Source organism: Nonomuraea sp. 10N515B (assembly GCF_052245915.1).
GTDB lineage: Bacteria > Actinomycetota > Actinomycetes > Streptosporangiales > Streptosporangiaceae > Nonomuraea.
Genome location: NZ_JBQQBQ010000016.1, coordinates 23,394 through 35,764 on the forward strand (window position 1 = coordinate 23,394; position 12,371 = coordinate 35,764).

Annotated in this window: 11 protein-coding genes; 4 read left to right on the forward strand and 7 right to left on the reverse strand. The window is 69.8% G+C overall.

From position 1 onward, the window contains the following. Positions 1 to 12: 12 nt before the first annotated feature. The 6 genes from ACTWQA_RS24715 to ACTWQA_RS24740 are packed head-to-tail and all read right to left on the reverse strand — an operon-like array spanning position 13 to position 6,202. Positions 13 to 801, reverse strand: a complete 789-nt coding sequence (locus tag ACTWQA_RS24715; RefSeq protein ID WP_443161463.1) for an ABC transporter ATP-binding protein — start codon at positions 799 to 801, stop codon at positions 13 to 15. Beyond that, positions 798 to 1,814, reverse strand: a complete 1,017-nt coding sequence (locus ACTWQA_RS24720; protein ID WP_443161464.1) for an ABC transporter ATP-binding protein — start codon at positions 1,812 to 1,814, stop codon at positions 798 to 800. The genes ACTWQA_RS24715 and ACTWQA_RS24720 overlap by 4 nt, the downstream gene beginning before the upstream one ends. Further along, the gene (locus tag ACTWQA_RS24725) at positions 1,811 to 3,331 is read right to left on the reverse strand and encodes an ABC transporter substrate-binding protein (RefSeq protein WP_443161465.1); all 1,521 of its coding nucleotides are present in this window, start codon (positions 3,329 to 3,331) and stop codon (positions 1,811 to 1,813) included. Before ACTWQA_RS24725 ends, ACTWQA_RS24720 begins: the two co-directional genes overlap by 4 nt. A gap of 29 nt (positions 3,332 to 3,360) precedes the next feature. Beyond that, positions 3,361 to 4,227, reverse strand: a complete 867-nt coding sequence (locus tag ACTWQA_RS24730) for an ABC transporter permease (RefSeq protein ID WP_443161466.1) — start codon at positions 4,225 to 4,227, stop codon at positions 3,361 to 3,363. Next, positions 4,224 to 5,150, reverse strand: a complete 927-nt coding sequence (locus tag ACTWQA_RS24735; protein ID WP_443161467.1) for an ABC transporter permease — start codon at positions 5,148 to 5,150, stop codon at positions 4,224 to 4,226. Before ACTWQA_RS24735 ends, ACTWQA_RS24730 begins: the two co-directional genes overlap by 4 nt. Then, positions 5,147 to 6,202, reverse strand: coding sequence for a LacI family DNA-binding transcriptional regulator (locus tag ACTWQA_RS24740; RefSeq protein ID WP_443161468.1), 1,056 nt, complete (start codon positions 6,200 to 6,202; stop codon positions 5,147 to 5,149). The genes ACTWQA_RS24735 and ACTWQA_RS24740 overlap by 4 nt, the downstream gene beginning before the upstream one ends. Before the next feature lie 208 nt (positions 6,203 to 6,410). Here ACTWQA_RS24740 and ACTWQA_RS24745 point away from each other — a divergent pair, with 208 nt between their 5' ends. Both ACTWQA_RS24745 and ACTWQA_RS24750 read left to right on the forward strand, forming a co-directional pair. Continuing rightward, on the forward strand, positions 6,411 to 8,207 hold the full coding sequence (locus tag ACTWQA_RS24745) for a glycosyl hydrolase family 28-related protein (RefSeq protein WP_443161469.1): 1,797 nt from the start codon (positions 6,411 to 6,413) through the stop codon (positions 8,205 to 8,207). 22 nt (positions 8,208 to 8,229) lie between these two features. Beyond that, positions 8,230 to 9,243 (forward strand): SGNH/GDSL hydrolase family protein, encoded by a 1,014-nt coding sequence (locus ACTWQA_RS24750; RefSeq protein WP_443161470.1) that lies wholly within the window; start codon positions 8,230 to 8,232, stop codon positions 9,241 to 9,243. Between the two features lie 39 nt (positions 9,244 to 9,282). Here the strand turns inward: ACTWQA_RS24750 and ACTWQA_RS24755 are convergent, their stop codons facing one another. Continuing rightward, positions 9,283 to 10,452, reverse strand: coding sequence for a DUF5685 family protein (locus ACTWQA_RS24755; protein WP_443161471.1), 1,170 nt, complete (start codon positions 10,450 to 10,452; stop codon positions 9,283 to 9,285). Between the two features lie 97 nt (positions 10,453 to 10,549). On the opposite strand from ACTWQA_RS24755, the gene ACTWQA_RS24760 reads away from it, so the two are divergent. Both ACTWQA_RS24760 and ACTWQA_RS24765 read left to right on the forward strand, forming a co-directional pair. After that, a complete protein-coding gene (locus ACTWQA_RS24760) occupies positions 10,550 to 10,846 on the forward strand; it encodes a hypothetical protein (RefSeq protein ID WP_443161472.1) in 297 nt (98 codons plus the stop codon). Between the two features lie 254 nt (positions 10,847 to 11,100). Continuing rightward, complete coding sequence (locus ACTWQA_RS24765) at positions 11,101 to 12,318, forward strand: extracellular catalytic domain type 1 short-chain-length polyhydroxyalkanoate depolymerase (RefSeq protein ID WP_443161473.1); 1,218 nt, start codon at positions 11,101 to 11,103, stop codon at positions 12,316 to 12,318. Positions 12,319 to 12,371: the final 53 nt, after the last annotated feature.

Below are 12,371 nucleotides of genomic sequence, written 5' to 3' on the forward strand. Positions count from 1 at the left end.
GTGCATGTGGATTCAGGCGCCCTCTAGGTCTAGGGCGGCGTCGAGGAGTTTCCTGGTGTAGGGATGATCGGGCCGTTCGAACAGTTCGTCGGCGGTCGCGGTCTCGACCAGGCGGCCCTGGTGCATGACCGCCACCCGGTCCGCGATCTGCCGGACCACCCCGAGGTCGTGGGTGATGAAGAGGATGGCGAGCCCGCGGGCGGCGCGCAGGCCGGCCAGCAGTCGGAGGATCTGGGACTGCACCGAGACGTCGAGTGCCGAGACGGCCTCGTCGCAGACGAGCAGCCGGGGCCGCAGGGCGAGCGCGCGGGCGATGCTGACCCGCTGGCACTGCCCGCCGGACAGGGCCGTGGCACGCCGGGTGGCGACGCCGGCGTCCAGGCCGACGTCCGCGAGAAGTTCGTCGATCGCGGCATCCCAGGATCGGCCGTCCGGGGCGGCCGAGGGGTGGGTCCGCCAGGTCTCGGCGATGATCGATCGGACGGTCATCCGGGGATTGAGCGAGGCCGCGGGATCCTGGAAGACCATCTGGATCGCCCGCCGGGTCGCCGGAGGCCGCTTCGTCACCGGGCCGACCGGAGCCCCGTCGAACAGGACCGCCCCTTTCTGGTGTGCCTGGAGTCCGACGACGCAGCGGGCGACCGTGGTCTTTCCCGAGCCGGACTCCCCGACGATCGCCAGGGTCTCGTCAGGGTGGAGGACGAAGGAGACGCCGTCGACGGCATTCGGTTTGGTGCCGCGCCTGCGCTCTCTCCAGGTGTGGAAGTTGACGACGAGGTCGCGTACCTCGATCAAGCTCACGTTTCCTCCGGGAAGTGGCAGGCGACCTGCCGGCCGGCGGCGACCTGGCGCATCTGCGGCACCTCGCTTCGGCACCGGTCCTGCGCCTTGGCGCACCGGGGGTGGAAGGGGCATCCGCTCGGGCGTTCGGCCGGGCTGGCCGGGCTGCCCGGCAGCGGTTCGGCGATGGCCGTCTTACTGCGTACGGCCGGCACGCTCACCACGAGCGCCCGCGTGTACGGATGGGCCGGGCTCTTGAGCACCTCGCGGCCGCTGCCGACTTCGCAGATCCGGCCCGCGTACATGACGACGACCTCGTCCGCCACATGTGCCATCACCCGCAGGTCGTGGCTGACCAGCAGCATGGCCATGCCCTCCTCGTCCCGGACGCGCCTCAGCAGCGCGAGGATGCGGGCCTGCACGGTGACGTCGAGCGCCGTCGTCGGTTCATCGGCGAGGATGAGCTGCGGCGATCCGGCCAGTGCCGTCGCCACCATGGCCCGCTGTCGCAGTCCGCCCGAATACTGGTGCGGATATTGAGCGTGCCGGGTCTCCGGGTCCGGGACGCCTACTCGGTCGAGCAGGTCGATCACGGTCCGGCGGACCTCCTTCGCGGGCATTCCGCCGCGCCGGAGGATCTCGCCGACCTGCCGGCCGATCGTCTGCGTCGGGTCGAGCGCGGCCTGAGGATCCTGGAAGATCATCGCTATGCCGCGCCCACGCAGCCGGCGCCGGTCCTGCTCCGCCATGGTGACCAGGTCCTCGCCATGCCACAACATCCGGCCGGAGACCGCCGCGCCGGTCGGCAGCAGCCCGACGATCGCTGTCGCCGTCATCGTCTTGCCGCTGCCCGATTCACCGATCAGGCCGGTGGTCCGGCCCTCCGCGATGGTGAACGAGACATCGTCCACCACGCGGACCTGGCCGGCCGGGCCTGGCAGGTCGATCGACAGGTGCTCGACCCGGAGCAGCGGAGCGGGCTCCGTGACGAGCACCGCCGACGACGGATCGGTGACGTTCGACGACCGGTTCACGATCCACCGGTGCCGATCCGGACGGTGGAGAAGTCCGGCGTGAGGCCCGGGGTGATGGCGAGGCCCTGCACGGACTTGTTCCGGACGTACAGGTTCCGCACGAACATGGGGTACATACCGACCGCGTCATCCCAGATGATCTTGTTGGCCTGCGCGTACAGGTCCTGCCGCTTGGCGGTGTCGCTGGTCGAGCCCGCCTGGGCCAGCAGGTCGTCGAGGTCCGGGTTGCAGTAGCCCGTGCGCTTGGCCGCGCAGGTGTACAACCGGCCGAGGTTGGTCGCCGCGTCGAAGCCAGCGGTGCCGAGTTGCTGGATGTTCAGATCCCACTTGAGCGCCAGCAGATCCTGCAGGAAGACCGCCGCCTCCTTCTGGGTCGGCTCGACCTTGACCCCGATCTTCGCGAGGTCGCTCGCCACCGCATCGGCGAACTGCTGGAACTGCGGCTGGGAGAACTGGGCCTGGATCGTCTGGTTGTAGTCCCAGCCGGCGTCGTCCAGCGCCTTCTTGGCCGCGACCGGGTCGTACCGCACCGGGGTCTGCGGCGCGTAGCCGAGCACGTTGGGGCTCACCACCGAGTCCGCCACCGAACCGGTCTCCGGGAACAGCGACTTGATGATGGTGGCGAAGTCGACCGCCTGCCACAGTGCGCGCCGGACGGCGGCGTCTTTGAGCCCCTCGCGGGAGCTGTTCATCCACATGGTGATGACGCCGCTGCCCGAGTCCTTCTCCACGACGAGGTTGGGATTCCCCTTCAGGCCCGGCAACTGGTCGTCCGGGACCGCCCACGTCATGTCCACCTCGCCGGTCTTCAGTGCGGTCATCTTCGCCGCCATCTCCCCGATGCTGCGCAGTTCCAGGCGGTTCAGCGCCGGCTTGCCGCCCCAGTAGCCGGGGTTGGGCGCGAGCACCAGGCTCTGGCCTGGCGTGAACTGCTCGACGACGAACGGGCCGGAGCCGATCGGCTTGGTCCAGCCGTCGTTCTGGTGCGCGGCGGGGGTGACATAGAAGGTGATGAGCTTGCCGAGCAACGCGGGATCGGGGCCCTTGGCCGTGATGACGACCGTGTTCGCACCGCTCGCCTTGGCCTCATGGCCGGTGAAGTTGGCGGCCATGGCGCCCTTGAGCTCCAGAAGCCGGTTGAAGGAGGCGACGACGTCAGCGCTGGTGACCGGGGTGCCGTCGGAGAATTTGACGTTGTTCCGCAGCGTGAAGGTCCACTCCGTGGCGTCCTGGTTGGGCTGCCACGACTCGGCGAGCACGCCCTCGAACTTGCCCTCCCCGACCGTACGGACCAGCGGGCTGAAGATCGCCTTTGCGGCGACCTGGGTGCCGTTGTCCATCGAGGAGGCACCGTGCGGGTCGAGGTTCTCGATCGGGGTCCACACGGCGACGGCCAGCTCCTGCGGCACGTCACCACCGGCCGACGAGCCGCCGGTGGTGCTGCAAGCGACCAGCCCGGCGATGGAAACCGTCGCGGCGGCCAGGGCCACCGCGCGACGAAGCCGATTGAGCCTCATGGAATTCCCTCCTGACATTGGCTGAGCAGTCAGCGGCTGGTGCCGAGACGCTGCGTGAGGTGGTCGCCGAGCAGGCCCGTGCTCACCACGAGGCCGGTCAGCGCCAGCCCCGGTAGCGCCGAAATCCACCAGGCGGTGTCCAGATAGTCCTTGCCGTTCGCGATGACCTGGCCCCAGGAGACCGTGGCCGAGGGCAGGCCGAGGCCCAGGAAGCTGAGGCCGGCCTCGGACAGCACCGCGCCGGCGAACTCTGTGGTTGCGAGCGCGGTCACCGGACCGATCACGAACGGGATGATGTGCCGGATGATCATGACTGGGGTGGGAACCCCGATCAGCCGCGCGGCGTCGACCCACGGCCGTTCGCGCAGCGAGAGGGTGAGACCGCGGGCAAGCCTGGCGAAGCCGACCCAGCCGGCCACCGACAGGGCCAGGACCACGACCAGCATGCTGCGCTCGAGGAGGCCGGCGATCACGATCGCGAGCAGGATGCCGGGGAAGGCCATCAGGATGTCGATCAGCCGGGAGATCGCGACGTCGGTCCAGCCGGCGAGGTAACCGGCGAGCGTCCCGAAGGCCAGCCCCACCACCAGGCAGGCGGCCACCACGGAGATCCCGATGATGATCGACGTCCGGGCGCCGTAGACGAGCTGGCCGAGCAGGTCCCGGCCGGCGCCGTCGGTGCCGAGCACGGCGACCGTGCCGTCCGCCCTGACCGCCCCGATCGGCAGCAGCCGGTCCGCCACGCTGGTCGCCACCGGGTCGTACGCGATCAGCAGCGGCCCGATCAGGCCGACGAGCAGGTAGCCGGCGAGGACGACGGCGGCGATCGTGGCGACGGCCGGCGTGGACCGCAGGCCGACGGGCCACAACCGGGGCCGTACGGTAATGGCGCTCATGCGCCCGCCCCCAGCCGGACCCGCGGGTCGAGCCGGGCGGCGATCAGATCCGCCGCGACGTTGCAGCAGACCACGATGACCGCGATGAGGAGGACGGCGGCCTGCACGATCGAGTAGTCCCGGTTGGCGACCGCGGTCACCAGCAACGAGCCGAGGCCGGGCCAGGTGAAGACGCTCTCCACGATCACCGCGCCGCCCAGCAGCGTGCTCACGTGCAGCGCGCCGACGGTCACCACCGGTGTCGCCGCGTTGCGTACCACGTGTCCGGTCACCACCTCGCGCGTGCTGAGCCCCTTGGCGTACGACCGCTGCACGTAGGGCTCCGCCATGGTGTCGGCGACGCTGCTCCGGGTGATCCGGGTGAGGAGCGCGGTGAAGGGGGCGGCGAGCGTGAGCGCCGGAAGCACGATGTGGGCCGGGGTACCGGTGCCGGCGCTGGGGAGCAGCCGGAGCTGCAACGCCATCAAAAGGATCAACATGATCCCGATCCAGAACGGCGGCATCGAGTAGAGGGTCAGGGCGAAACCGGAGATCCCACGGTCGATCCACCGGCCGCGGTAGGCGCCGGCCAGGGCACCGAGGACGACGCCCGACATCGCGATGACGGTCGCCACCAGGGTGAGCTCCACCGAGGCCGGCAGCCGGGACAACACCAGCTCGAACGCCGGCTGTCCGAAGCGGTAGGACTCCCCGAAGTCGAGCGTCGCCAGCTGGGCCAGATAGTGCCAGTACTGGACCGGCAGCGGCTGGTCCAGGCCGAGCCGCGTCCGGGCGGCCGCCACCTCGGCGCCTGTGGCGTCCGGTCCGAGCAGCACCAGCGCCTGGTCTCCGGGGGCGAGCCGCATGATGAAGAACACCAGTGTGGCGGCCCCGAAGATGATCAGGACGCCGGTCGCCGCCGTGCGCAGCGCGTACCTGGTCATCGCCGGACCACCCGGCTGATCGAGTTGCCGCGTACGTCCGTGCACGGCACGACCAGCTGAAGAGGCGGCTGGTCCGCGTCCTCGAGCAGGTTGACCAGCAACTGCACCGCGGCCCGGCCCATCTCCACCCGTGGTATCTCGAACGACGTCCAGATCCTGGTCGCGGTCGGCGCCGGGGCGGAGCCCAGGAACGCGACCGACAGGTCGTCCGGGATGCGCAGGCCGGCCGCCTCGGCGACCTCGGCCAGGGCGAGGCCGGTGGCGTTGTCCTCGGAAGGCTCGACCAGGACCGCCGTGATCCCCGCCCGCACCCATCCGGTGACCCGGTCCGCGCCGATGTCCTCGGCACCGGAGGAGAACTCGACCACGAGGTCGTCCGGGCTCAGGCCCGCGGCCTGAGCACCTTGTCGCAGGCCGAGCTCACGATCCTCGCCCGGCTCGGCGCCGTCGGTCTGCCGCAGGAGCAGGATCCGCTGATGCCCGAGCGCGACCAGCTCCTCCACGAGGGCCGCGGTCGGAGCGACGTAATCCGGCGCGACGTAGGACAGCTCGGTTCCTTCAATGTCGCGCCGTCCGATGAAGACGAACGGGAAGCCCTCCTTGACCAGGTTCGCCAGGTCGTCCCGCGAGATGTGCCGGCCCAGCAGGACACAGCCGTCGGCTTTCAGCAGCGCGTTGCGCCCCCTGGCGTAGACCCCGCCTTGGGCGGTGTTGGCCGAGGTGAACAGCAGCAGGTCGTAGCCGAGCCGCGCCGCCTCCTCCTCCACTCCGACCAGGAACGGGTGATAGAAGTCTCGCTGGTCGACCGGGAACACCGACTCGAACGTGTAGAGCCCGATGGTCTTGACGGTCATCCCGCGCAGCGCACGGGCGGCGGGGTTGACGGCGTACCCCAGGTCTTCGATCGCCTGTTGAACCCGCCGGCGGGTCTCCTCGGCCACCTGCACGCCCGGGCGCTCACTGAGCACGAGGGAGACGGTGGCCTGGGACACTCCGGCCCGCTGGGCGATCTCGACTTGGGTGGGGCGTCGCGGCCCGGCTCGTTTTCGCATGGCGATCCAGTTGACTAATACGTAACGACTCCGAGGCACTCTAGGGACCCGGCGGCGGTCTCCACAAGGGGTAGGTTTCCCGAATATTGCCATTTAATGTCGCAAACCAGTCCCAAGGGGAGCATTTGTTGCCTCTTGTGAGGCGGATATGACGTCTGTACGATCCTCGATCTATACGTATCAGGTCGCTTAATGAGAGGTAGAGGCCATGTCCGAGGGGACCGATCGTCGAGCGCTGTTACGGATCGGCGGTGCGGCACTGGGCGCGGCCGCGGCAGCCGCGTCATGGGGACCGTCACCCGCGGCGGCCGCCGCCGTGGACCCGCAGGATGTCGTCACACCCCAGCAGTTCGGCGCGGTGGCCGACGGGCAGCACGACGACACCGACGCCATCCAGCAGGCCATCAACGCTCAGCAGACCCGGCTGAACCGGATCGTCGTCTTCCCGCCGGGCACCTACCGGATCACCCGAACCATCGTCATCCCCGACCTGCCCGGGGAGCCCTTCAACCGCATCCAGCTGCGCGGTTACAGCACCATGACGAACCGCGCCTCGATCATCCAGGTGACACACGACGGGGTGGGCATCGACGTCCGGTGCTCCCTCGCCGCGATCTACGGCCTGGCCTTCGTCGCCCCTGCCAAGACCGCCGGCAATGTAGCGCTGCGCTTCGCCGGTGAGGCCAACACCGACGACACCGACGCCGCCATCCTGGAGTGCACGTTCGTGTCGTTCAAGCTCGCCGTCGAGCACGTCGGCCGCGGGCTGTACTTCTCGCACAATCTCGTCGCCCTCTGCACCACCGGCGTCAGCCTCGCCTGGCCGACCGGCGGCGTGGAAGGCGGGCCCGACCATGTCCCGCCGTACGGGCTGCGGAAGTGGCTCATCGCCAACAACCACTTCCACAGTCCGTTCCAGGCCATCGTCACGCAAGGCGCCGGGGACAGCGACTTCCGCGGCGCGATCATCCAGGGCAACCTGCTCGACATCGGCCGGCGGCTGCTGATCGGCAGCCTGACGAACTCCACCGTCAGCGGCAATGTGGTGGAGAAGGCGGACAACGGGCCGATCATCGAGATCACCAGCGGGGGCCACAACCTGACCATCGGCGACAACGTCCTCGGCGGGTTCGAGCCGCCGCAGAACAACGGCCCGTGCGCCATCCAGTTCTCCAGTGGTGTCACCGCGCACAACGTCACCATCAGCGGGAACTCGTTCAACTGGCTCAACCACTCGCCGATCCGATTCGAGAACGACGCGAGCAAGATCACCATCGCGAACAACTCGTTCGACAACTGGAACCTCGACGCGAAGACCGACGCCGCGGCGATCAGGGTGGCCGGGAAAGCGCACGCGTTCAGCATCATCGGCAACGTCATCTCGGCCGATCCTGCCGACCGGCCGCCGATTCTGACCACCGGCGGGCTGCACGACTCACACGTCATCGGCAACGCCTCTGGGCAGGTGCCGCTGGTCGCGGGCACGGTGGGGGCGGATTCGTTCGTGCAGGCCGGCCCGGGCCGGTTCAACCGGATCGAGGTGGCCCAGCCGCTGGGAGCGGCGGCCACGGTGGTCAGCACCTGGACCGGGTCGATCAAGGTGGGCGAGGACCGCTACGGCTCGTTCGTCGTGGAGGGCAACAACGCCAACCCGGGCGTCAAAGGCGGGCTACGGGTGGTCCCGGTCAACGCGTCGGGATCGGCCGCCACCGAGTTGCTGTGCTCGACCACGTCCACCAATGAGCTGGTCTCCATGATCTCCAACGCCACCGGGCTGGTTCCGCCCGTCGACAACGTACGCGATCTGGGCAGCGCGGATCGACGGATGCGAGCCGTGTACACCCACCAGGTGGTCCTGGCCGAGCACGCACCGGACACACTGCCGAACGCGGCCGACCACGCCGGAGGCCTCATCATGATCCACAACCCCAAGACCGGCAAGCGCGGCCTCGCTCTCTCCGACGGTGGATCCTGGCGGAACGTCGTGCTCGGCACCGAGGCCTGATCAAGGAGGTGATCCGGTCCGCATGGCGCTGATCCAGCTCGCTCCTGACGCGCGACCGACCGTCTGGCGGGGCAGCTTGGACTGGACGGAGGAGGGCGGCTCATGGCAACCGTGGCGGCTGCCACCGGACCGGATCGCCACCGCCCACGCTCCGGACCTGGTCACGCGTGCGCGCATGCCGGCCGGCGTCCGCGCGGTCGTCCGTACCGACGCGACCGCGCTGGAGCTGCGTACCCACGCCGTGGACGATGATGTGACGTCGCTGGACGTCGTCGTGGACGGCGCGCTGTGGCGACGGACGGCACTGACGTCCGGGACGGAGACGAGCCACGTCACGTTGCCGCCCGGCGCCAAGGTCGTCGAGGTTTGGTTGCCCCAGTTCGGCGAGATCCGGATAGGACCCCTCGTCCTGCACGGCGCCACGTACGCCACCGCCGCTACGGATGAGGGGTTCCGCTGGGTCACGTACGGAAGCTCGATCACGCAGTGTCGCTCAGCTTCCGGCCCGAGCGAGACGTGGCCCGCTCTTGTCGCTCGACGCCTCGGCTGGGATCTCACCTGTCTCGGATTCGCCGGGGAGTGCCACCTTGATCCCATCGTCGCCAGAGCCATCACGCGTACGCCCGCGGACCTGATCTCGCTGTGCCTCGGGGGCAACATCTACGGCGCTGCGAGCTTCGGCGCACGGACGCTCAGCGGCCAGGTGTCGGGGTTCATCCAGACGATTCGCGATGCCCATCCCCACGTGCCGATCGCCGTGATCTCGCCGATCGTCTCACCGCGCCGTGAGCGGTTGCCCAACCGCGCGATGATGACCCTCGACGATGTCCGCGGCGCCGTGACGGACGCCGTGACCACCCTGCGTCGATGCGGCGAGGCACGGCTCCACCTCGTCAGCGGCCCGAGCATCTTCGGACTCGAGGATGCCCACCTCCTGCTGCCTGACTCCCTGCATCCAACCGCCGACGGCTACCGCCTCATGGCCGCGCGACTCGCCCCCCGCCTGGCAGCCATCGCGCCCGCCAGGAGCCGGTAAGAGCATGCCCAGGCCCGCGACGCCGAGGAGATCAAGCGGTCAGCCGCAGTCGCAGCCGCAGCCGTCGCAGCAACAGCCGTCCTCGCCCGGGCAGCAGGAGCCGCAGTTGCTGCAATTGCCGCAGCAGTCGTAGCCGGAGCAGTCGAAGCGCTCGCAGCAGGAGCCCTCGCGGTCCTCGTCCCAGGCGGGCCGGTACAGGCCGCACGTGCAGCAGCTCAGCGCCGTGCACGCCAGCGACAGCAGCCCGCCGGGGTCCTGCTTCGGCGGCCGTTGTCCCGGCGGCGCGCCGGGATCGCCGGGCGCGTGTCCTGGCGGATGGCCGGGGCCGTGCGTTCCGGCGGTGGCGAAGGCTCGGGAGACGGCGCTGCCGGTCTCCCGCACCAGCAGGGCGCGCGTCAGGGCGGGGCGGGGCAGGTCCAGCTCATCCACGGCGGCGCGCAGCTCGGCGTGCGCGGCGTCGCAGTGGCGGCGCGCCTCGTCCAGGCCGGTGCCGGTGGCGGCCAGCGGGTTGTACGCCCCGGACGCCCGGTCGTCGGCCAGGTCCTCCACCGCGTCGATCAGGTGTGCCAGCTTCCCGAATCCGCGACCGGCCGCCTCCAGAGCCTCCTGGTTGTGCGGCTTCCCCGCGAGCACCGCGGTGTGCGCGAACGCTGCGGCTACGGCGTCCTCAGCGGGCCCCGTCAACTCTCGTAACCCGGGCGCCGCGTTCCTCCCCGGAAGCGCCTGGGCGGGGGCGCGTTCCAGGAGGGCCTGGCGGCCGGCCGCCGCCGTCAGCGGGGTGGGGTCGAACCCCAGCGTGCCGGCCATGGCGGTGCCGGCCGAGGACCAGCGGCCCGCCAGGCGGGTGGCGCCGGCGGCCACCGGGCGGCGGGCGTACACGCCGTCCCCGTCCGCCACGTGGTCGCTCACCTTGCCGGCCGCCAGGAGCAGCGACACCGAGGCCGCCAGCCGTACCCCCTCGGACTCCACTACGTCGGCGCCCTTGAAGCCGCGTAGCGCACACGGGCCGGCCCTCCGGCGCGACGTGGACGCGGGCGACTGGGCCTCGGTGAGGACGGACACGAGCAGGCCGTCGTAGTTGGTCACCAGGCGGGACAGATGTCCGTGCTCGTCGCGGAGCGCCAGGCAGAGCCCGCACAGGTGGCCCATCCAGTCCGCGTAGAGCCCCTTGCACATGACGTGCCGACACGGGCGGACAATGCCGAACATACGTCCCCTTATGTGCGTATTAGAGAGAGCCAACCGTAGCACCAGGCCCCGATGGTCTCCGGCGATCAACGCGGAGGTGGACTGATACAAATGGGGCATGAGCGAATCCGTCGGGTATCCCCCACAGCGGAATGTGCCGCCGGCCCGGCGTGTCTACACCCGGACCTACCGTGTGTGGGCCCACGTGCTCCTGTGGACGCCGATCGCGCTCACGGTGGCCGGTGTCGCCCTCGGCCTGGGGCTGTTCGCGGCCGCTGACGCCGACCCGACGTACGGTTCGTCCGCACTCGGCTATCTCGGCATCGTCGTGTGGGGCGCCCTCGCCGTCCTGTCACCGGCCCTGCTCGGGTCGTTCATCGCCGGGCTGGTCATGCTGAGCCGCTCACGCCGCTGAGGCTGATGGGCGCGCCCAGGAGGAAGCCGAGGCCTAACGCGGACAGAAGGCAGCCGACGGGACCCGCCTCAAGCCGAACACCCGGAGCGCGATCAGATAGACCAGGCGGCAGGGGACGTCACCAGAGGCATAGGCCCGGCCGCTTGCCCACAACCCCGGGTTGAAAAAGTGTGTTCTGGCGATATGTCAGGACGATCGCCGCGACTCTAGCCTGCGCTGTAGACCAGTGATCCAGGTCACAAAGGAGCGGCACGATGAGCTTCCTCTCTCCCCTGCGCAGACCATGGGCCGTCACCGTGCTAGGCGTTCTCCTCGGGCTGGCGGGCCTGCTCACCACAGCGCTGACCACGCCGGCTGCGCGGGCGGCGTCGCTGGTGCAGGTGTCCTCCTTCGGCACTAATCCGGGCAACCTCGCGATGTACGCCTACCGCCCCGACGGCCTGCAGAGCGGCCGCCCGCTGGTGGTGCTGCTGCACGGGTGCACCCAGAACGCCAGCGGCTACTTCACCAGCAGCGGCTGGCGGAAGTATGCCGACCAGTGGGGCTTCGCGCTCGTGCTGCCCCAGACGAGCAGCGCCAACAACGCCTCGAGCTGCTTCAACTGGTTCGAGACCGGTGACACCACCCGGGGGGCAGGCGAGGCGGCCTCGATCCGCGCCATGGTCGCGTACGCCGTCGCGAACTACGGTACCGACCCCGCCCGGATCTACGTCAGCGGCCTGTCCGCGGGCGGGGCCATGTCGGCCGTCATGCTGGCCACTTATCCGGATGTGTTCGCCGCCGGCTCCATCGCGGCCGGGCTGGCCTATCGCTGCGCAAGCAGCCTGACCCAGGCGTCGAGCTGCCAGTACGGCCCCACCAGCAAGACGCCGCAGCAGTGGGGCGACCTGGTGCGCAACGCCTGCGCCGGCTGCGCGGGCCCGTACCCGCGCGTCGCGATCTGGCAAGGTCTGTCCGATTACACCGTCGTTCCAGCCAACGGCACCCAACTGCGTGACCAGTGGACGAACGTGCGCGGCGTCTCGCAGACCCCCACGTCCACACAGTCGCTCACCGGCGGCACTTCCCTCCAGGTGTACGGCGCCGACGACGTGCGCCTCTACCAGATCACCGGAATGGGGCACGGCCTGCCGATCGACCCGGGAAGCGCCGCCGACCAGTGCGGCACCACTGCGGCGTACTTCCTGGACACCATCTGCTCGGCCTACCACGACGCGCGTTTCTTCGGCCTGGATGGCGGCCAGACCACCCCACCGACCTCCACTCCCACGCCGACACCGACACCGACACCGGCGACTTGTGTGTACGCGAGCAACTACGCCCACACCACCGCAGGCCGCGCCTATCAGTCCGGTGGCAACACCTACGCCAACGGCTCCAACGACGCCATGGGCCTATGGAACACCTTCGTCACCCACACACTCAGGCAGACCGGCCCGAATTTCTGGGTCCTCACCGACGGCCAGTGCTGACCCCCGAGAGTAAGTAGTGGCGCTCGGAAGGCGGCGACATGGCGTGTCGGACC